Genomic DNA, 19,918 nt, shown 5'->3' on the forward strand with positions numbered 1-19,918 from the left:
GCCGTTCGCTTGACGGCGGACAGACTTTCGCCAACTATAACGCCATGCGACATATGACGCATGGCGTTATGCTTTGGCATGGCGATCCAGAACTTCCGCGACAGAGAAACGGCATTGATCTGGTCCGGGGCGCAGTCACGTCGGCTCCCAGTCGATGTCCAGCAGGTGGCGCGCCGTAAACTGCGCATGCTGAATGCCGCGCAAAATCTCGCAGACTTGCGCATCCCGCCGGCCAACCGTCTCAAGGCACTGAACGGTGATCGCACCGGCCAGCACAGTATCCGCATCAACGACCAATCGCGGGTATGTTTCCGGTGGCACGGCGGCCACGCCCACGACGTGCAATCGTCGACTACCACTGAGGTGCGGATTCTGAAAAGACTCCGAAACGTCCATCCCGGCGAAGTCTTGCAGGAAGAATTCCTCACGCCGATGGAGATGAGCCAGAACGCGCTCGCTCGCGCCATGAAGGTGCCGCCGCGGCGCATCAACGAGATTGTCCATGGCGCACGCAGCGTAACCGCCGACACGGCGCTGCGTCTGTCGATTGTATTCGGGACTACGCCGCAATTCTGGATGACCCTTCAGAGCGACTACGATCTGGAGGAAGCCGCTCGAAACGCCGATCTATCGGATCTACGGCCCTTGGCCGCGTAGGCCGCGGGCGCGAACTCGCTCTGTCCCGCACGAGCGGGCTGCCGTACGGGAAGTCGGCGGCATGAAGCCCCCCAAAAAAACGCCGGCGCAAGCCGGCGTAAAGAGAGACTACTGCAAACCTTCGCTTACGCGACCACAGGCGTAGCCTTCGCATCCTCTTCCTGCTCCGCCGACGAGCGGATCAGGTATTCGAATGCGCCAAGCGATGCCTTCGCGCCCTCGCCCACGGCGATCACGATCTGCTTGAACGGCACGGTCGTCACGTCGCCCGCGGCGAACACGCCCGGCACCGACGTCTGTCCCTTCGCGTCCACTTCGATCTCGCCGTGCTTCGAGAGCGCCACCGTGCCCTTGAGGAATTCCGTGTTCGGCACGAGACCGATCTGCACGAACACGCCTTCGAGTTCGACGTGACGCTTCTCGCCCGTCGTGCGCTCGAGATACGCAAGGCCGGTGACCTTCTGGCTGTCGCCGGAAATCTCCGTGGTTTGCGCGTTCACGTGCACCGTGACGTTCGGCAGGCTGCGCAGCTTGCGTTGCAGCACTTCGTCCGCACGCAGTTGCGCGCCGAATTCGAGCAGCGTGACATGGCTCACGATGCCGGCCAGGTCGATCGCCGCTTCCACGCCCGAGTTGCCGCCGCCGATCACCGCCACGCGCTTGCCCTTGAAGAGCGGCCCGTCGCAATGCGGGCAGTAAGCCACGCCCTTGTTCTTGTACTCCTGCTCGCCCGGCACGCCCACGTTGCGCCAGCGCGCGCCGGTTGCAAGCACCACGCTCTTCGCGCGCAGCGTCGCGCCGCTTTGCGTGCGCACTTCGAAGCCGTTGCCCGCGGGCACGAGCGCTTCGGCGCGCTGCAGGTTCATGATGTCGACGTCATAGGCGCGCACGTGCTGCTCCAGCGCCATCGCGAACTTCGGCCCTTCCGTTTCCGTGACCGAGACGAAATTCTCGATCGCCATCGTGTCGAGCACCTGCCCGCCAAAACGCTCGGCCAGCACGCCGGTGCGAATACCCTTGCGCGCCGCGTAGATCGCAGCCGCCGCGCCTGCGGGGCCGCCGCCGACGATGAGCATGTCGAATACGTCCTTCTGGTTCAGTTTTTCGGCGGCACGCGCCGATGCGCCGGTGTCGAGCTTCGCGAGAATCTCCTCGACGCCCATGCGGCCCTGGCCGAACACTTCGCCGTTCAGGTAAATGGTCGGCACGGCCATGATCTGGCGCTTCTCGACTTCGTCCTGATAGAGCGCGCCATCGATCGTGACGATCCGCACGTTCGGGTTGAGCGTGGCCATCGCGTTGATCGACTGCACGACTTCCGGGCAGTTCTGGCACGACAGCGACATGTAGACTTCGAACGAGAACACGCCGTCGAGCGCCTTCACCTGTTCAATGGTTTCGTTTTCGAGCTTGACCGGGTGGCCGCCCACCTGGAGCAGCGCGAGCACGAGCGACGTGAATTCGTGGCCCATCGGAATGCCCGCGAACGTCACCTTCACGTCGGAGTTCGCGCGCTTGATGTCGAACGAAGGGGTACGCGCGTCGCCGGCTGCGGCGCCACGGCGTTCTTCGTAGCCGATGCGATTCGAAAGCGATGCGATGTCCTGCAGCAGTTGCTGCAGTTCCTGCGACTTCTCGCCGTCGTCCAGGTACGCAACGATCTCGATCGACTGCGTGACTTTTTCGAGGTAGCTTTTGAGTTGATCTTTGATATTGGCGTCGAGCATGGCGTTATTTCCGGCTGGAGAAGAAGCGGGGGAATGCCTTGAGGCTTGGGATGCGTCCGGGCCGCAAGCCGCGAGGGCGCGGCCCGGATTTACAGCTTCGATTTACAGCTTTGAAGTCCTGCTGGATATCTGAAGCGTCATGCGATCAGGGCGATCGCATGAAAGCGACGCTTAGATCTTGCCGACGAGGTCGAGCGACGGCTTCAGCGTTTCAGCGCCCGGCGTCCACTTGGCGGGGCAGACTTCGCCCGGGTGCGATGCCACGTACTGGGCAGCTTGCACCTTGCGCAGCAGTTCCTTGGCGTCACGGCCGATGCCGTTGTCGTGGATTTCGCACAGCTTGATCTCGCCTTCCGGGTTGATCACGAACGTGCCGCGCAGCGCCAGGCCTTCTTCTTCGATCATCACGTCGAAGTTGCGCGTGATCGCGCCCGTCGGGTCGCCGACCAGCGGGTACTTGATCTTGGCGATGGTTTCCGACGTGTCGTGCCAAGCCTTGTGCGTGAAGTGCGTATCGGTCGAGACGCCGTAGATTTCGACGCCCAGCTTCTGGAATTCCGCGTACTGGTCAGCCAGGTCGCCGAGTTCCGTGGGGCACACGAAAGTGAAGTCGGCCGGGTAGAACACGACAACCGACCACTTGCCCTTCAGATTATCTTCAGAGACCGGAACGAACTTACCGTTGTGGTATGCGGTTGCCTTGAACGGCTTGACTTGCGTGTTGATGAGAGACATGCGTTGTTTCCTCGCTCTGGGTTGGGAAAAGGTATGGACACAGGTTACGGGAACCGCGTCCGTTTGAAAAATTGGTTGCTTTGATCGCCGGTATAAACCCTGCCTATCGGGCCCCATGACATTGCCCGGATGCCCGCCAGCAGGGGATTCCATGCCCGCGTCGAACGCGCTTCGAGCGGCCCGAGCAACCCTCGGGGCGGTGAGCATACAACGAAAGTGCGACAGTGCGCCTCACGTGCCTGATGAATCCGGGGGCATTCGTGTTGCCACTGTGGAACCGGGACGAACCCGGGAATGCCCTGCTTTCAGTGTGAGCGCCGCGGCAGGCGTTCGGTTCCGCATTGCCTGCGCTCGCGGGCTCGAACGTTCACGCGCTAGATGCAGGCGCAAGTGCCCTTCTCCAAGATCCGCGCTTACTTGCTGCGTCAAAGCGCGCCGCCGCGCGCAGTCGCCGCACGGGCCGTGAGCCGCTCGCGCAGATATTGCGTGAACGCGCGAATCGTCACGGAAGCTTCACGATGCTGCGGATACAGCGCATGGAGCGCGTTGGGCGGCGGCATGAACGGCTCGAGCACCTCGACGAGCAAGCCCGCATCTACCGATCCCGCCACGATGAAGTCCGGCAGATAGCAGATGCCGAGCCCGGCAACGGCCGCGTCGCGGATCACCTCGCCGTTGTTCGCGCGCAGCGGCCCATGGACTTCGAACGGCGTGCGCACGCCATCGACGATGAATTCCCACGGCGCGCGGCCCTGCTGCCCATAGGGCAGGCAGGCGTGCTGCGCGAGGTCCGCGGGCGTTTGGGGCGCGCGCCGGCGGCGCCGGTAACCGGGGCTGCAGCAGGCCATCATGCGCACGTCGATGAGCTTTTGCGCGACCAGCGTGGAGTCCGCGAGGCGCCCGATGCGCAATGCCATGTCGAAGCCCTCGCCGATCACGTCGACGGTGCGGTCGCTCAGGTCCATGTCGAAGCGCACGTCCGGATGGTCGCGCAGAAATTCGGCGACGAGCGGCGACAGATGCGCCATGCCGAACGACATCGGGGCGCTCACTTTCAGGAGCCCGCGCGGTTCGCTGCGCCGGTCCGACATGGCCTGCTCGGCCTCGGCCACGTCCGCGAGAATGCGCTTCGCGCGCTCGTAAAAGTCCTGGCCCAGGTCGGTGACCGCCAGCTTGCGCGTGTTGCGCACGAGCAGGCGCGCGCCCAGGTCCGCCTCCAGCGCCGCCACGCGCCGGCTCACGAACTGCTTGGAAAGCCGGAGCCGGTGCGCCGCCGCCGTGAAATTGCCCGCATCCACGGTGTTCACGAAGATCCGCATGTCGTCGAGTTGCATCCCAATTGTCCACTGAAGAGTGACAGTGAGTCGTATTTTACGTCGATTCACTACGATTTGATTGACCTACAATCCTTTCCATCGCAACCGATTCACAACGGAGAGACGGAAAATGATCGAACTTCGCAAGGCAGACCAACGCGGCCGCGGCGAACATGGCTGGCTCAGCTCGCGTCATACGTTTTCCTTTGCCAACTATTACGATCCGAAGCAAGTCGGCTTCTCGGACCTGCTCGTGATCAACGACGACCGCGTGGCCCCGGCGCGCGGCTTCGGCAAGCACCCGCACCGCGACATGGAGATCTTCTCGTACGTGCTGGAAGGCGCGCTCGAGCACAAGGACTCGATGGGCACGGGCTCGGTGATCGTCCCCGGCGACGTGCAGCTGATGAGCGCCGGCACCGGGGTCGCGCACAGCGAGTTCAACCACTCGGCCAACGATCCGGTGCACTTCCTGCAGATCTGGATTGCACCGAACGTGAAGGGCGCGCAGCCGCGCTATCAGCAGAAGCACATCGCCGATGAGGAAAAGCGCGGGAAGTTCCGCCTGATCCTCTCGCCGGACGGCGCCGACGAGTCCCTGCTGCTGCGCCAGGACGCCCGCGTCTATGCCGGCCGGCTCGACGGCAGCGAAACGGCGAAGCTCGAAGTCGGCGCAGACCGCTACGTCTACGTTCATGTGGCGCGCGGCAGCGTGAAGCTGAACGGCGTGGAACTCGGCGAAGGCGACGGCGCGCGCATCCGCTCCGAGCGCGAATTGAGCTTCAGCGACGGACACGATGCGGAGGTCCTGGTGTTCGAACTGCGTAATATCGAAGTGTCGGAGCTCTGGTCGTAAGATTGCCGTGCGTTGACCCGAGCGCGGCGGACCGCTGAAAGCGAGTGAAGGCGGGCCGCCGTCCGGCAAGCGCGAAGTCATACGTAGTGAACCGTCAATAATTCTTCTTGGGAGATAACCATGCGATACAACCTTTTCGGGCCCGGCAATCACGTCGTGCTGCTGGTTTCGCGCATCCTGCTGACGTCCCTGTTCATCCTGTTCGGCTGGTCCAAGATCACCGGCTTTTCGGGCACGGTCGGCTACATGGCGCACGTGGGCGCGCCCGTGCCGATGCTTTCGGCCGTCATCGCCGTGATCATGGAATTCGTGGTGGGCATCCTGATTCTCGTGGGCTTCTACACGCGGCCGCTCGCGGTGCTGCTCACGATCTACACCGTCGCGACGGCGTTCATCGGCCATCATTTCTGGACCATGACCGGCGCCGACCAAATGGCGAACATGATCAACTTCTACAAGAACATCAGCATCGCGGGCGGCCTGCTCGCGCTCGCGGTGACGGGTCCCGGTGGGATTTCGATCGACCGGAAGTAGGAAGTCACGCACGGCCCTGGCTGCGAAAAGGCGCGATGCTCGAGGGCATCGCGCTCTTTTTGCGCTTCTGGCGCGACGCCGAAGGCTTTCCCCCGCGCTATGCTGCGAAACCGTTGCGCGTGCATCGCCTACCCGTCGATTCGCGCATCGGGAACACGGCTTGATATGCTTCGTAACGCGCCCGCCATTCCCAACGTTGGCCTTTCGATGCACGACCCGCAAGACAACCTCTTCGCCTATCTCACCTCGCTCCAGCAAACGGCGGTGAGTACGCTCAAGCGCTTGCCGCTCAAGAGCCGCGTCGTGCAGGGCGCGCTCATGGCGCTGCGCGCCGTATGCGCAGCGGGCCTCGCATACAGCATCGGCCGCGCGCTCCACACGCAACAGGCGTTCTGGGCCGTGATCACGGCCATCGCCGTCACGCAGCACGACTACGCGGACACGCTCGCGCAGTCGCGCGACCAGTTCATCGGCGCGATTGCGGGCGGCATCGTGGGCCTCGCGACGGCCGTGCTCGGCCCCGAGAATCTCGCGGCCTACCTCGTGGCCGTGAGCGTCGTGATCATTGGCTGCTGGTGCCTGAGCGTCAGCACCGCCGCGCGGCTAGGCGCCATCACCACCACCATCGTGCTGCTGGTGCCCATGAACGGCCCCGTGTGGGACGTCGCACTCATTCGCGTGGCCCAGGTCGCCATCGGCATGGCGTGCGCGGTGCCGGTGTCGTGGCTGTTCTCCTGGATCGAGCAGCGCTGGCTGCATATCTGAGCGCACTCGATCTGCGCCGCGCTCTCAACTGCCGCGAAATAGTCCATCTCCGCGTGCTCAGGAATCGCGCCCGGGGTTAGCGGCGATAATCTGTGCCGCTGTGCGGCGAAGGCTGCCGGTGGCGGAATGTCCGAATGCGCGCGCGGCGAATCCTGCGGCGCATGCGCGCAGCCGCCGCCCAAAACGCCCATTCAACGCGAAATCGTGCGAAACTCCCCCGCCGCGCCGTTCCGCCATGGCGGAATGACGGCGCATCGAGAACGCAATTCACGCCGCCATTTCAACCTATGAACACCACCACCCGTCCCGCCGCACCGAACGCCAAGTCCAGCAAGTCGATCACGCTGCTACAGATGCTCACGGTGATCGCCGCCGCCGGCATCGCGGCTTCGCTGCTGTTCCGCTACTTCCTGTGAGCGCAGCGCGTGCGGAACGCTAAGCCAATCGTTTTTGCTCATGTACAAGAAAGGCGTCGCCCTCGAAATCCAGTTCTCCCCCGAACGCCTCAATGACGGCGCGGGCGATCCCTACTGGATCGACCTCACCTCCGAAGAAGCCGCCGCGCTGCTCGCAACATTGCAAGCGAAGCTCGCCTTGCGCGAGAGCACCGCTGCGCCGCTCGTGGTCGCGCTCGACACGCCGCGCGAAAGCGCTGCACCCGAAGCAGCGCACGCAAACGCCGGTTCGTCCGCCGCCGGCGCTGAAGACAGCGCCGACGCCGGCCTCAAGCAATGGGTCTGCGTGATCTGCGGCTGGGTCTACGACGAAGCGGCCGGCGCACCCGACGACGGCCTCGCCCCCGGCACTCGCTGGGCCGACGTGCCCGACGACTGGCGCTGCCCGCTCTGCGACGTGGGCAAGGAAGATTTCGCGCTGGTCGAGTTCTAAAGTGCGGCGCTCATGCGCCCGAGCGGCTCGTAGAAGAGCGCGAACAACTCCGACTGCGAACTCACCCCGAGCTTCGCGTAAATGTGCTTCTTGTGCGCACGCACGGTCTCGAACGAGATGTCGAGCCGTTCCGCAATCGCGCGCGTGGAAAAGCCGCTCAGGCTCAAACGCACCACTTCGATCTCGCGCGCCGTGAGCGCCACGCGTCCGCTTTGCTGCGTGACCGACTCGATGCGGCTCGCAAAGCCTGCCTCGCTCAACTGCCCCTGTTGCGCCGCGCTCCCGGCTTCGACCGAATCGGACGCCACGGCCTCCGCGGCACCCTCGGCGAACGTCTCATAGGCAAGCCGCTGTTTCATGAGCGCGACCACCCACGGCGCGAACATCGCGAACTGCGCAATATCGCGCTCCGTGTAATGGTGCTTTGCGCCCAGCGAGAAAATCAGCGTGCGCTCGCCATCGACGGGCAAGTTGAACTGCACTTCGTCGCCGATGATGTTGCTCTTGAAATAGCGCAGATAGTAGTCCGTCATGCGGAAGTTGTCGGGCGCGACTTCGGCGAGCGTGACGAGCCCCGCGCGCGGCTTTTCGCTCGCGTGGATATAGAACGGATCGAGCAGGTACATCCCCTCCAGATACGCGCGGAACAAGCGATCCACGGTGCCGTCGGGCATCGGCGACTCGGCGCAGACGAGCGGTGCGCGATCGCGCCGGAAGACGAGCGCCACCCAGTTGTCGAACGCGACGAAGCGCTCGATTACGCGCGTCATGCGGGTCCAGAAATCGGGGCCGTCGAGGGCGTCGATCAGCGTCGCGATATGGTGGTGGAACGCGCGGTCGTGCCAGTTGTTTTCCATGAGGGGTTCCATGCGTCCTCCGATCAGGGTACCCCGGGTGGGTAATTCCTGGACAAAAATAACGTGGCGATAATAGCCGCTCCTGACGCCCACGCGGTGCTTTACGTCATAAACAAAGAGGAGACAAGCATGCAACTCGAACTCGCGCAGATCCCGCTAGTGGACGGCGCAGTCGCTCCCAACCTGACCCGCGTGCTCGATGCTATCGCCAGGCGCCGCGAGGGCAGCGATCTCATCGTCTTCCCCGAAGCCACGCTCACCGGCTTTCCCACGCGCGAGAACGTGCGCGACGTGGCCGAAACGCTCGACGGTCCCTCGCTCTCCAAAGTGCGCGACGCCGCGCGCGCCGCGAACATCGGCGTGGCGGTAGGCCTTGCCGAACGCGAAGGCGAGCGCTTCTACAACACGACTGTCCTGATCGACGAACGCGGCGAGATCGCACTGCGCTACCGCAAGACGCACCTGTGGGCCACGGACGTGGGCGTGTTCACGCCCGGCGACCGCTATGAGGTGTGCGAATTCAAGGGCACGACCGTCGGCCTGCTCATCTGCTACGACATCGAATTTCCCGAAACGGCGCGCGCCGTGGCCTCGCTCGGCGCGGAAATGCTCGTCGTCACGAACGGCAACATGGACCCGTTCGGCCCCGTGCATCGCCGTGCGATCGTTGCGCGCGCCATGGAGAACCAGATGTTCGCGGCGCTCGTGAACCGCATCGGCGACGGCGACGACGCCCTCACGTTCCCCGGCGAGACGGCGCTCGTGAGCCCGTTCGGCGACGTGCTCTGCGAACTGAAAAACGAAGACGCGGTGCTGCATGCCAAGGTGGACCGCGCGCTGCTCGCGCAAAGCCGCGAGCACTACAGCTATCTGCATGACGCACGCATTGCGCTCGATCTCGTCGACGAGAACGACGCGCAAGGCCGCCGCTCGCTCGGCATCCGCCCGCGCACGCGCTAAAGGCGCAGCAGCTCAGGTAACAAGCCCCGTAACGGGCGCGCCGGCCAGCCGCCACTCGCGGCCGGCCAGGCACGCCCATGCCCGTCAAATCCGCAGCACCCTGGAGACAACTGCATCATGAAGCCTGCCTCGCCGTCGCATGAACGCGGCGCTCACGAACCGCACCTCAAGCGCACGCTCGGCCTGCCGTCCGTGCTCCTGTTCGGCCTTGCCTATATGGCGCCGCTGATCGTCTACGGCACCTATGGCGTGCTCGCCGGCGCAAGCCAGGACACCGCCGCACTCGCGTATCTCATCGCGCTCATCGCCATCGTGTTCACGGCGCTCAGCTACGGCAAGCTCGCGCGACTCTTTCCGGTGGCGGGTTCGGCCTATACCTACACGCGCAAGAGCTTCAATTCGCATCTCGGCTTCATGATCGGCTGGGCCACGCTGCTCGATTACTTCTTCCTGCCGATGGTGATCTGGCTGATCGGCGCGGCCTATCTCGGCGCCGCGTTTCCGGCCGTGCCCACATGGATCTGGATCGTCGCGTTCATCGTGCTCACGAGCGCACTGAACGTCGTCGGCATCGAACTCGCCGCGCGCTTCAACATCGTATTGATGATCGTGCAGCTCGGCATTACGGCAATGTTCGTAGTCCTCTGCTTCCACTACGCCTCCGCAGCCGCGGGCCCCGGCGGTCTGATCTCGGCGCAGCCGTTCTTCCAGCCGCACGTGCCGCTCTCGGCCACGATGGCCGGCGCCGCGATCGCCGCGTACTCGTACCTCGGCTTCGATGCGGTTTCCACGCTCACCGAGGAAACCATCGAGCCAGAAAAAACGATTCCGCGCGCCATCGTGCTGATCGCGCTGGTGGGCGGCGCGATCTTCGTGATCGCCGCGTACACGCTGCAGCTCGCGCATCCGGGCGCCGTGTTCAAGGATCCCGATTCGGCGGCGTTCGAAATCGCGCGCAAGGTGGGCGGCGATATCTTCGTGACGATCTTCCTCGCGGGCCTGATCCTCGCGCAGTTCGCCTCGGGCATCTCGGCGCAGGCCAGCGTCGGCCGGCTGCTCTATGCAATGGGCCGCGACGAAGTGCTGCCCAAGTCGATCTTCGGCTACATTCACCCGCGTTTTCGCACGCCCGCGATCAACATCGCCATTGCCGGCGTGATCGGTCTGGTCGCGCTGAAGCTCGACGTGGCCACCTCGACGTCGTTCATCAACTTCGGCGCGTTCCTCGCGTTCACTGCGGTGAACCTGTGCGTGATCCGCCAGTATTTCAGCGGCGCGGCGGGCTCGCGCGGATTCGGCATTCTCGGCGGCGTGGTGTTCCCGCTGATCGGCGCCGTGACCGATATCTGGCTGCTGTGCAGCCTCGAAAAGACCGCGATCGTGCTCGGCGCGATCTGGTTCGTGTTAGGCCTCGTGTACCTCGGCTGGATCACGCGGTGCTTCCGTCAGGCGCCGCCGGAAATGGCGGTGTAACGCGCGTGTTGAAGCAAGAACGGCGAGCGTCCTCTGCAACGGGCGCTCGCCGTTTTTTTTGACATAGTGCGGTGCAGCCGGCATTTCCGCGCGCTCCCTAATCCAGCGCCGCCAGCCGCGCCGCCACGCGGGGCTTTCACTTCGCTCGCCGCCTTTTTTTTTCGCATCGCAAGGCGCGAGCCGCGAATCCTTCGGGCAGCTTTCGATATATTGAGCATTCGGTCACGCGCAGCGGAACCGAACTACAATGCATCCCGTCCGATGCAATGCCGCATTCCTGCCCTGTTTGGCCCCGAACATGTCCCGTTTTTCCAAAGCCGTCCCTCTCCTGCCCGTGCCGCTTCGCATAGCCGCCCTCACCGCCGTTACGGTGGCGCTGGCCGCTTCGCTCGGCGCGTGTTCTTCGCCCAGTCCGAAATTCCAGGAAGACCAGCTCCTGAGCAGCGGGTCGAGCCAGTTCGCGCGCAGCTTCAACTATGCGAGCGCCGACGCCTGCGAAGCATCGCGCCGCGCGCTGCTGAGCCAGGGCTACATGACGACGATGGCGCGCAATGACACCGTCGATGCCACCAAGAACTTCCAGCCGACCGCGGATCAGCACATCGTCGTGGAAGTGCATGTGGTCTGTACGCCCGGCGACGCGAGCAATACCAGCATGGTGTACGTGAACGCCGTACAGAACGGTTACGCGCTCAAGAAGAGCGACACCTCGGCGAGCGTGGGGCTCTCGATTCTGGGGTCGGTCTCCCTGCCCATCCGCTCGAACAGCGACGAGATGGTCAGAATTTCGAGCGAGACGATCCAGTCGGGGCCGTTTTATACGCGCTTCTTCGAGTTGGTGGGGCGCTATCTGAACGCCTCGGCGAAAAGCGAGCCCGTACCGGGCAGCGGCGCAATCAAGGTCTCGCCGCTGCCACCGCCCCTCGAGCCTGCCACCGCCGCAGTGAGCGCCGCGCCCGCCGCGGCCAGCGTGGGTTCCGCAGCGGCGGCGATCATGGGCGCGCCGGCCTCCGTTCCGGCAAACGCTCAAGGTGCGGCGCTTACGGCGAGTGTGACCACTCACAACGCGACGCCGCCGGCGGCCGCTTCCGCGCCCATTGCGACGCCGGCCACGGCGAATGCCGCTGCGGGCAGCGCGAAGACGGCGCAAACGCTCGCTTCGACGACCGCGACCCAGAGCGCGGCGGCGACCGCTCCGGCAGCCGCGGCGATCTCCACAGCGCCGACTGCATCGACCGCGGGTACTACGGCCACGCCTTAAGCACTGTTCCCATCGACATAGCGCGGCAAACCGGCGCTACGCCTATAAACGGCTCGTCGCGCTCAGCGCAAGCCGGCCATCATCGCGCCCATCCCCACGAGCAGGCTCCCCATCAGCCGATTCACGGCGCGCAGGCGCTTCGGCCGCCGCAGCACATGGCGCAGCCGGTGTGAAATCAAGGCCATCGAAGCCACGCCGCCTGCGAACAGCAGCACGAACGTCGCGGCCAGCAGAAAAAACTGACGGTTGGCGCTCCAGGGCGCCTCGGCGCTCATGAACTGCGGGAAAAACGAAGGGAAAAACAGCAGCGTCTTCGGATTGAGTCCCGACGTCGCAAATCCGCGCCAGAACAGATCGCGGCGGCTAGCGCCATCGGCTTCCGTCGGCGCGTTCGCGCCCGCGAGCGAGCGGCTGCGCCATTGCTTGCAGCCCAACCAGACGAGATAAGCCGCGCCCAGCCACCGCAGAACCGTAAGTGAATGCTCACTGATGAGCAGCAGCGAGTTGAGGCACAGCGCCGTCAGCGCAAGCTGGAGCAGCACGGCGAGCGTGCCGCCCCAGACGCACGGCAGCGCGCCGCGCCAGCCGGCCTGAAGGGCCTGGCTCATGGTGAGCACGTTGACAGGACCGGGTGTGTAGACGAGTACGAGCGCGGCGGCGAAAAAAGACAGATACAGCGGGATCGACATTGCTGGGCGTGCTGGTGAAGGCGTTGTGACGGGAAGCGCTCGATATGACGAAAAACGGGGCGACCAAAGACCGGGTGAGCGCGCGGTCTTCGAATGCCATCTGCCCGGCCGGACATTGCTGGCTGCGTGGTGAACGCGCGCAACGCCCGGTTGGCCGCCGCTGGTGCAGCGGAAGACGGGCCCTGACGGACCGCTGCAGCTTGTGGCTGCGGCGGCGCACCCCAGCGCAGCGAGATAGCCGCGTGGGTCGTGCCGGGCAAGAGGCATGGAGAAAATATACCGGGCAAAAGCCTGTATAGGCTTCCTGTTTTCCGGTGAAAACCGTCAATGTGCGGAAGCTCGTTCCGCTAAAATCGCCTTCACCTGTACAAAATTCTTTTCGACTCATGAGCCCACGTGAACGCCCGCCCAAAGCGCTCGACAACCAGGATCGCAAGATCCTGAGCGCCCTGCAAAAAAACGCCCGACTTTCGAACGCCGAACTGGCCGAGCAGGTGGGCATGTCCACCACCGCGTGCTGGAACCGCACGCGCCAGCTCGAAGCCGATGGCTACATCGACGGCTATGTCGCGCTCGTGAACCAGCAAAAGCTGGGTTACGCCGATATCGTGATTCTGGAAGTGACGCTCGATCGTCACGAAGACGACGCGCTCGCGCGGTTCGGCGCCGAGCTCGCGGCGCTGCCCGAAGTGCTGGAGGCCTATCTCGTCTCCGGCGAATACGACTACTGGATCAAGGTGGCCGTGGATGGCACCGCCGGCTACGAGCGCTTTCTGCGCGAGAAGCTCTATCGCATCTCGAGCATTCGGCACAGCCGGTCGATGTTCGCGTTGCGCTGCATGAAGGATGTTCCGTCCATGCAGGTTTGATGTTTTAATTCGGCGTCCGAACGATTGATATCCGGCAGACTCAGCGCTGCACGATCAGTGTCACGCGCCGGTTCAACGCGCGGCTCGCGGGGTCGCTGCCCGTCACGAGCGGATAGTTATCAGCGCGGCCAATCGCGGCGAGCCGGTGAGGCTCGATACCGCGCTCGGCGAGATAGCGCACCACGGCGCCCGCGCGCGCTGAAGAAAGCTCCCAGTTCGACGCGTATTTCGCGTTCGAGATCGGCGTGCTGTCGGTGTGCCCTTCCACGAGGATATTGCCCACCGGCGCCGCGCGCAGCACTTCGGCGATGCGGGCCAGCACGCCGAGCGATTCGGGCAGCAGCGTGGCATCGCCCGCGTTGAACAGGATCTTCGCGTTGATGCCGATTTCCACGCCGCGCGCCGCCGGCACGATCGTGATCTCGCCGCGCTCGCGCAGCGCTTCGAGCGAGGCGAGCAACGCCTGATCGACGGGTGGCACTTTGTCTGCGGGTGCCGGCGTGCTGGTCCGTTGCGCCGCCGTACGAATTTCGGATTCCTTATGTCTGGCGAGCTGCATTGCGTACAGCGCAAGGAACAGCACCATTAACGTGGTGATCAAGTCCGCGTACGAAATCAGCCAGCGGCCGGAATGGGATTCGCCGCCTTCGTCATCGGCGTGATCGAATTGCGCCGTGAGCGGCAGGTCTTTTTCGGAAGGCATGTGCGTGCGGGGTTGCCGGATTGCGGTTCAGCTTGCGCGCGTCGTGTCCAGCGCCCACACGTTCGCTTCCCCCTGCAAGCCGGTGTTGCGCCCTACCTCGCCGGCGAGGCGCGTGGCGATCGTATGGGGCGACTCCTTGCGGGAAATGGCCAGCAGGCCGTCGAGGTAGAGCTTGCGCAGACGCAGTTCGCTTTCGATGTACGCGCGCATCTTGCCGAAGAGCGGCAGAAAAACCAGGTTCGCGAAGGCGAGCCCATACAGCGTGGCGACGAATGCCACGGCGATGCCAGGCCCCAGTTCCGCAGGTTCGATGAGATGCCCCGTCACCTGAATGAGACCGAGCACCGAGCCAAGTATGCCGAACGTCGGCGCATAGCCGCCCGCTTGCTGCCATACGCGCGCCGCTGCCATATGCGTGCGCCCGCAGGCTTCGAGCTCGCGATTGAGTGCGTCTTCGAGCACGGCGGTCGAGACGCCGCTCGCGAGCAGTTCCAGCCCGCGACGAGCGAACGGATGAATGCCTTGCAGATCCATCGACTCGAACGCGAGCAGGCCGTTGATCTTCGCCTGATCGCCCCACTCCAGCACGGCGGCGAGACTCGCTTGATCCACGCGCGGCGCTTTCACGAAGGCCATGCGCAGAGACTTCACGGCGTCGAAGAAACGCGCCCAGGTGTTCTGGATCATCACGGCGCCGAGCGTGCCGCCCAGCACGATTGCAAGCGCCTCGGGCTGAAGCAGCGTGACGAAGTGACCGCCTTCGAGCGAGAAGCCGGCCACCACGGCCAGCGCCCCGACGGCGATACCCAACAAGGTAAGCAGATCCATGCATGTCTCCGGATGAATCCATCCGCATTGCGTGCGCATGCGCCGCCCGGCGCGTGGTCGCGGCCCGGGACGGCAATGCGCGAAGGTGAAATAGCGCCGCTCAGCGCGCGCCAGGCGACTTGAGCGTGCGCACGGTTTCAAGCAGGCGTTGCTCGATGTCCTCGACTTCCACGGGATCGATCTTGATGTCGCGGCGCATGACCCACGACACCTCGTTCTTGCGCGCGTCCGCCATGACCGCGAGCAAACGCTCGGACACGGCCGCATCCTCGATCGAGGCGAGCAGCTTGGCGAGATCGTAGGTATCGAGCGCACTCACGGCTTCGAACAACGTGCGCTGATCGACGAACAAAAGATCGTCGAGCGACTTGAGTTCGCCCGAGCCGCGGCTCGCGCGCTTCGAAAAGTACGCCACGCCCTTCTGTTCGACGAAGTTGAGCACCTTCGACTTGCGGAACGCAAAGACCTCGTCGGCGATCTCGGCGTGCGAGAGCTTGTTGAGAATGACCTTGCGCTCCACGCCGATCAACGCTTCGAGATCGGCCAGTTCGATCAGTTCGAGTTCGCTGTTGATCGACACGTCGAGATCGCTGTCGGCCACCTGCGCCGCGCGTTCGACGATGCGCGCGGGGTCGAACGTCACGACCTGGCGGCCCAACGCGCCCTCGGCTGCCGCGCCGTTGGCGAGATGCGTGGCTTGCGCGCTTTGCACGGCGATGAGATTGAGCTTCTCCATGCGACGCAGCATGGCCATCACATGCGGGCGCGAATGGCCGGCCACCGCGCGGCACTTCTGCACCACGTCGGCAAGCGGCACGCTCGCCTCGCCGCCGCTTGCGCCATGCCGCGACCAGGTATCGCCGCCATCGCTGCGATCGCTCGCGCCCGCGATCAGCGCGAGCACGTGCGCGTACGAAAGCACGCCCGGCATGAAATCGGCATGCGTATAGGTCGCGAGCAGATCGTCCTTCGCCTTGACGCGCCGCGTGAGCGTGCGCACGACGTGGCGCAGCATCGGCGAGACGCGTTCGAGCTCTTCTTCGATGAGGCTCGCCGGCACGACCGTCAACTGGCAAAAGCTCAGTGCCTTGGCCGTGTTCGGACGCGGCTCGGCGCCGAGCAGCGCGGTCTCGCCGAAAAACTCGCCGCGGCCCAGCGTGGCCATCACGACCTTCTTGTCGTCGCAGCGAGTGGAGATTTCGACCTTGCCGTCGGCGACCACGAATATCACTCGTTCGCCTGCAAAGCCTTCCGAATAAATGATCTCGCCAGGCGCCGCCGTACGTGACCATGTTTGACTGCGATTCAAGTTCTGTCCCCGGAAATCGTTGCCATCGCTCACACGAATCCGAATGGCTCGTGCGTCCGCGATGTAAGTCCCATGTGCTGCGTTTACGGCGCGTTACGGGGCGTTCTTGAATCAGTTTGCATAGCCGGCACTCGCGGAAAGCGCGCCGAAAGCCCATGTCGAAAGTGTGTGCACGATCGCGCCGATCGTGATTCGCGCGCGCAAACGATTGCGTGTGCGCGTAGCGCTACAAAGGCGCTTGTGAATTGCAACGTGCGACAAATTGCGCGGCGCTTTTTTATTTTTGATTGGGCCGTCACGTGCCGCAAAAAAACGTGCGGCCCGCTTACGCCAGCCGCACGTCTTCACGTATCGACGCTTTCACGCCGCAAGCTTTCCCGTGGCGCCGTTGCTTGCCGGCGCCGTCACACCTACCCGTGCGAAGCGGATCGCTTGCATCAGCGTTTCGTGATCGCCTATGTGGTTCGCGAGCAGCAGGATCAGTTGCGCGTTGGCCGACTGGCTTTGCGCTTCGTCGAGATCGCGGTGCATGTCGATGAGCGCTTCGTAGAAGTCGTCCGGCCGTGCCAGATTCGGTTGGGTGTTCAGCATTGTCGTCTCCTCGATCCTCAAAAAGCGCTATGCCGTGCCTTGAACGCACAGCGCCCGCTTGAGCGCGTTCTCCACACGCACGGCATCGGCGCGCCGCCAGCGAGCGCTCACGTGCTGGTCCGGGCGTATCAGATAAAACGCACCGTCCTGCGCACCATAGCGCTGCGCGGCCAGTCCTTGCACGTCGCGCAACACCACCGTCGCCGCGGGCAGGCCCGCGGGCACCGCCGCATCGCCTTCGAGCATCACGACGAACTTGAGCGGCACCGGCGTGCGTGAAAGCGCCTGCAGCGTTTCGAGCGTCGCGGTATCGAATGCGGAGCCCGCACGGCTGAACAGGAGTCCCGCGAACTGGTCGCCCAGGTGCGCAAGGAGCCAGCTCTCGTGCCCTGCTGCATCGACGACCGGCGCGTCCACGCACGAAGCGCCCGGCTCCATCTGGCCGTCGAACGTCTCTTCGTCGGGCGTGTTCAACGACGATTCGCGCAGCACCGCCGGCACGGAAAGCCGGCCGCTGTTCACCAGTTGCCGCGCAAACGGATGTTCGCGGGCAAGCGTGAGCACGGCATCGCGGAACACGCGGCTCACCGCGCTCTTCGGCGTGATGAAGTCGGTCGAGCGCGTGGAGTTGCGCAGGTTCTCGTCCGCCGCGTATTCGCGCTCGCTCGCGTAGGTGTCGAGCAACGCGTCGGGCGCATGATTTTCCAGCACCATGGCGAGCTTCCACGCGAGGTTTTCGCCGTCCTGGAAGCCGCTATTCGCGCCGCGCGCACCGAACGGCGAGACCAGATGCGCCGAGTCGCCCGCGAACAGCACGTTGCCCTGGCGGAAACTGTCCATGCGCAGGCACGAGAACGTATAGATGCTCACCCATTCCAGCTCGAACTTCACGTCGGGCCCGAGCAGCGCACGCACGCGCGGAATCACGCGCTCGGGCGTTTTTTCGAGCACCGGGTCGGCGTCCCAGCCGAGCTGGAAGTCGATGCGCCAGACGTTGTCGGGCTGCCGATGCAGCAGCACCGACTGGTTCGGATGGAACGGCGGATCGAACCAGAACCAGCGCTCGGTGGGGAAGTCCGCTTCCATCTTCACGTCGGCGATCAGGAAGCGGTCCTTGAAGGTGCGCCCGTGGCTGTCGAGGCCGAGCAGTTTGCGCAAGGGGCTACGCGAACCGTCGGCGGCGACGACGTAACGCGCGAGCAGCGTGTACGGGCCATCGGGCGTTTCGATTTCGAGTGCGACGTGTGCGTCGCTTTCGCCCGGCGTGCCGCGCTGCGCGACGCCCGTCACCTTGTTCTTCCAGCGGATTTCGAGGTTGGGCAATTCCTGCGCGCGCTCGAGCAGGTAGCCTTCCACGTAGTACTGCTGAAGATTCACGAAGGCCGGCCTGTGATGACCGCTTTCGGGCAGCAGGTTGAACGTGTAGACGAGTTCGTCCTTGCGGAACACCTTGCCCACGTTCCAGCTCACGCCCTTTTCGACCATGCGCTCGCCGCAGCCGAGACGGTCGAAGATGTCGAGCGAGCGCTTCGAAAAGCAGATGGCGCGCGAGCCCGTGGAAAGCGTGCAGTCGTCGTCGACGAGCACGACCGGAACGCCTTGCCGCGCGAGGTCGATGGCCGTCGCGAGGCCCACCGGCCCCGCGCCGACCACCACGACCGGGCGCACGCTGGCCGGCGCGTCCGGGGCTTGCTCGCTGCATCGCACGTAGTCGAAGGTCAGCGTCTGATAGTCAGTCATCGTTTTGTCTCCAGCCATGCCGTTCTCGAACGCAGTATTTAGTCTTGCAGAGCGTCCCACATCTCCTTGTCGCGCTGCGCCGTCCAGATGCGCGGATGCGTGATGCCGCTCGCCTCGTCATAGGCGCGCGTCACGTCGAACGGGAGGCAATGCTCGTAGATGAACACATGGCCGAACTTCGGGTCCATCGCCTTGCGCGTGAGGTCCATCGCGCCCTTGAGATCGAGCTTCTGCTCCACGGCGGCGCGGCCTTGCGCGAGCAGCGTCGTCACGAAGTCCTTCGTGTAGTCGAGCCCCTTGTTGACTTCCGCCGGGTTGAGCAGCGCGGGGCCGCGGCCCGGCACGAGCTTTTCGGCACCGAGCGAGCGCAGCGCCTCGAGTGTGGCGGGCCAATCGGCGAGCTGGGCGTCGCCGCAATAGCAGGCCGCGTCGTATTCGACGAGGTCGCCCGAGAACAGCACCTTCTGCTGCGGCAGCCACACCACGGTGTCGCCCTTCGTGTGGCCCGAGCCGAGGTGCGCGATCTTCACTTCGAGCTTGCCGAGGAACAGCGTGATTTCCTTCTCGAACACGAGCGTGGGCCACGTGAGCCCCGGCACCGTCTCGACGCCCGCGAAAAGGCGCGGGAAACGCTCGATTTCCGACTTCATGTCGGCTTCGCCGCGCTCGACGATCATTTCATAGGTGCCGCGGCTCGCGATGATCTGCTGCGCGCCTTCCTTGAAATACGCCGAAGCGCCCAGCACACGCACCGCGTGATAGTGCGAGAGCACCACATACTTGATGGGCTTGTCGGTGACCGTGCGGATCTTCGCGATGAGGTCCTGCGCCATGGCCGGCGTGGCCGTGGTGTCGACGATCAGCACGCCGTCGTCACCGATGATGACGCCCGAGTTCGGATCGCCTTCCGTGGTGTATGCGTATGCGTTTTCCGAGAGCTGCGTGAAGGTGACCTTCTTTTCCTCGAGGTCGGCCTGGGATGCGAACGCCTTTGCCATGTTGAGTCTCCGTATTGAGGGGCTCTTGAAGCCGGGCGGGGCGAAGCGCGACGAGCGGGGCGCGCAACGCGCCAGCCTTTGTCTCGCCCCGTTGGAAATAGAACTGGACCGCTGTTGTGTCGGGGTGAAGACATGATGGCCTTCACTGTTTTATTTGTCAAT

Annotated in this window: 21 protein-coding genes; 10 read left to right on the plus strand and 11 right to left on the minus strand. The window is 64.3% G+C overall.

Annotation, left to right across the window (positions count from 1 at the left end):
- The first annotated feature begins 78 nt into the window (after positions 1-78).
- Positions 79-657 carry a HigA family addiction module antitoxin gene (locus BMI01S_RS43820; protein ID WP_081723441.1) on the plus strand — a complete coding sequence of 193 codons (579 nt, stop codon included), beginning with the start codon at positions 79-81 and terminating at the stop codon, positions 655-657.
- A gap of 125 nt (positions 658-782) precedes the next feature.
- Here the strand turns inward: BMI01S_RS43820 and ahpF are convergent, their stop codons facing one another.
- The 3 genes from ahpF to BMI01S_RS04670 form a co-directional block, all read right to left on the minus strand.
- On the minus strand, positions 783-2,384 hold the full coding sequence (gene ahpF / locus BMI01S_RS04660) for an alkyl hydroperoxide reductase subunit F (RefSeq protein WP_028209773.1): 1,602 nt from the start codon (positions 2,382-2,384) through the stop codon (positions 783-785).
- Positions 2,385-2,555: 171 nt separating this feature from the next.
- Positions 2,556-3,119, minus strand: a complete 564-nt coding sequence (gene ahpC / locus BMI01S_RS04665; protein WP_028209774.1) for an alkyl hydroperoxide reductase subunit C — start codon at positions 3,117-3,119, stop codon at positions 2,556-2,558.
- Between the two features lie 425 nt (positions 3,120-3,544).
- On the minus strand, positions 3,545-4,453 hold the full coding sequence (locus tag BMI01S_RS04670; RefSeq protein ID WP_028209775.1) for a LysR family transcriptional regulator: 909 nt from the start codon (positions 4,451-4,453) through the stop codon (positions 3,545-3,547).
- Positions 4,454-4,565: 112 nt separating this feature from the next.
- Between BMI01S_RS04670 and BMI01S_RS04675 the strand changes: the two genes are divergently transcribed.
- The 5 genes from BMI01S_RS04675 to BMI01S_RS43780 all read left to right on the plus strand — a co-directional run bounded on the left by BMI01S_RS04675 (position 4,566) and on the right by BMI01S_RS43780 (position 7,478).
- On the plus strand, positions 4,566-5,291 hold the full coding sequence (locus BMI01S_RS04675; protein ID WP_028231321.1) for a pirin family protein: 726 nt from the start codon (positions 4,566-4,568) through the stop codon (positions 5,289-5,291).
- A 120-nt stretch (positions 5,292-5,411) separates the two neighbouring features.
- Positions 5,412-5,825 (plus strand): DoxX family protein, encoded by a 414-nt coding sequence (locus BMI01S_RS04680; protein WP_028231320.1) that lies wholly within the window; start codon positions 5,412-5,414, stop codon positions 5,823-5,825.
- A gap of 207 nt (positions 5,826-6,032) precedes the next feature.
- Positions 6,033-6,590, plus strand: coding sequence for an FUSC family protein (locus BMI01S_RS04685; RefSeq protein WP_028209778.1), 558 nt, complete (start codon positions 6,033-6,035; stop codon positions 6,588-6,590).
- 287 nt (positions 6,591-6,877) lie between these two features.
- Positions 6,878-7,006, plus strand: a complete 129-nt coding sequence (locus BMI01S_RS42875) for a hypothetical protein (protein WP_255217789.1) — start codon at positions 6,878-6,880, stop codon at positions 7,004-7,006.
- 40 nt (positions 7,007-7,046) lie between these two features.
- On the plus strand, positions 7,047-7,478 hold the full coding sequence (locus tag BMI01S_RS43780; RefSeq protein ID WP_081723440.1) for a rubredoxin: 432 nt from the start codon (positions 7,047-7,049) through the stop codon (positions 7,476-7,478).
- On the opposite strand, the gene BMI01S_RS04695 is transcribed toward BMI01S_RS43780, so the two are convergent.
- A complete protein-coding gene (locus BMI01S_RS04695) occupies positions 7,475-8,335 on the minus strand; it encodes a helix-turn-helix transcriptional regulator (protein ID WP_028231318.1) in 861 nt (286 codons plus the stop codon). The two genes, BMI01S_RS43780 and BMI01S_RS04695, sit on opposite strands and share 4 nt — an antisense overlap.
- A gap of 129 nt (positions 8,336-8,464) precedes the next feature.
- On the opposite strand from BMI01S_RS04695, the gene BMI01S_RS04700 reads away from it, so the two are divergent.
- From BMI01S_RS04700 to BMI01S_RS04710, 3 genes are all read left to right on the plus strand, one after another.
- On the plus strand, positions 8,465-9,295 hold the full coding sequence (locus tag BMI01S_RS04700) for a carbon-nitrogen hydrolase family protein (RefSeq protein ID WP_028231317.1): 831 nt from the start codon (positions 8,465-8,467) through the stop codon (positions 9,293-9,295).
- Between the two features lie 117 nt (positions 9,296-9,412).
- Entirely contained in the window at positions 9,413-10,768 is a 1,356-nt protein-coding gene (locus BMI01S_RS04705) for an APC family permease (protein WP_028231316.1), read from the plus strand.
- 298 nt (positions 10,769-11,066) lie between these two features.
- Positions 11,067-12,029 carry a DUF2242 domain-containing protein gene (locus BMI01S_RS04710; protein WP_081723439.1) on the plus strand — a complete coding sequence of 321 codons (963 nt, stop codon included), beginning with the start codon at positions 11,067-11,069 and terminating at the stop codon, positions 12,027-12,029.
- 62 nt (positions 12,030-12,091) lie between these two features.
- Here BMI01S_RS04710 and BMI01S_RS04715 read toward each other — a convergent pair whose 3' ends face one another.
- Positions 12,092-12,718, minus strand: a complete 627-nt coding sequence (locus tag BMI01S_RS04715) for a LysE family translocator (RefSeq protein ID WP_028231315.1) — start codon at positions 12,716-12,718, stop codon at positions 12,092-12,094.
- 386 nt (positions 12,719-13,104) lie between these two features.
- Between BMI01S_RS04715 and BMI01S_RS04720 the strand changes: the two genes are divergently transcribed.
- Positions 13,105-13,587, plus strand: a complete 483-nt coding sequence (locus tag BMI01S_RS04720) for an Lrp/AsnC family transcriptional regulator (RefSeq protein ID WP_028202732.1) — start codon at positions 13,105-13,107, stop codon at positions 13,585-13,587.
- A 40-nt stretch (positions 13,588-13,627) separates the two neighbouring features.
- Here BMI01S_RS04720 and BMI01S_RS04725 read toward each other — a convergent pair whose 3' ends face one another.
- The 6 genes from BMI01S_RS04725 to BMI01S_RS04750 all read right to left on the minus strand — a co-directional run bounded on the left by BMI01S_RS04725 (position 13,628) and on the right by BMI01S_RS04750 (position 19,756).
- Positions 13,628-14,290, minus strand: a complete 663-nt coding sequence (locus BMI01S_RS04725) for an OmpA/MotB family protein (RefSeq protein WP_028231314.1) — start codon at positions 14,288-14,290, stop codon at positions 13,628-13,630.
- A gap of 27 nt (positions 14,291-14,317) precedes the next feature.
- Entirely contained in the window at positions 14,318-15,118 is an 801-nt protein-coding gene (locus tag BMI01S_RS04730) for a flagellar motor protein (protein ID WP_042288464.1), read from the minus strand.
- 100 nt (positions 15,119-15,218) lie between these two features.
- Positions 15,219-16,427 carry a Crp/Fnr family transcriptional regulator gene (locus BMI01S_RS04735; protein WP_028209785.1) on the minus strand — a complete coding sequence of 403 codons (1,209 nt, stop codon included), beginning with the start codon at positions 16,425-16,427 and terminating at the stop codon, positions 15,219-15,221.
- 360 nt (positions 16,428-16,787) lie between these two features.
- Complete coding sequence (locus BMI01S_RS04740) at positions 16,788-17,018, minus strand: DUF2783 domain-containing protein (RefSeq protein ID WP_036045224.1); 231 nt, start codon at positions 17,016-17,018, stop codon at positions 16,788-16,790.
- A gap of 27 nt (positions 17,019-17,045) precedes the next feature.
- Entirely contained in the window at positions 17,046-18,758 is a 1,713-nt protein-coding gene (locus BMI01S_RS04745) for an FAD-dependent oxidoreductase (protein ID WP_028209787.1), read from the minus strand.
- A 38-nt stretch (positions 18,759-18,796) separates the two neighbouring features.
- Positions 18,797-19,756, minus strand: a complete 960-nt coding sequence (locus BMI01S_RS04750) for an MBL fold metallo-hydrolase (protein WP_028231312.1) — start codon at positions 19,754-19,756, stop codon at positions 18,797-18,799.
- Positions 19,757-19,918 lie beyond the last annotated feature (162 nt).

Source organism: Paraburkholderia mimosarum LMG 23256 = NBRC 106338 (genome assembly GCF_000739815.1).
Taxonomy (GTDB): domain Bacteria; phylum Pseudomonadota; class Gammaproteobacteria; order Burkholderiales; family Burkholderiaceae; genus Paraburkholderia; species Paraburkholderia mimosarum.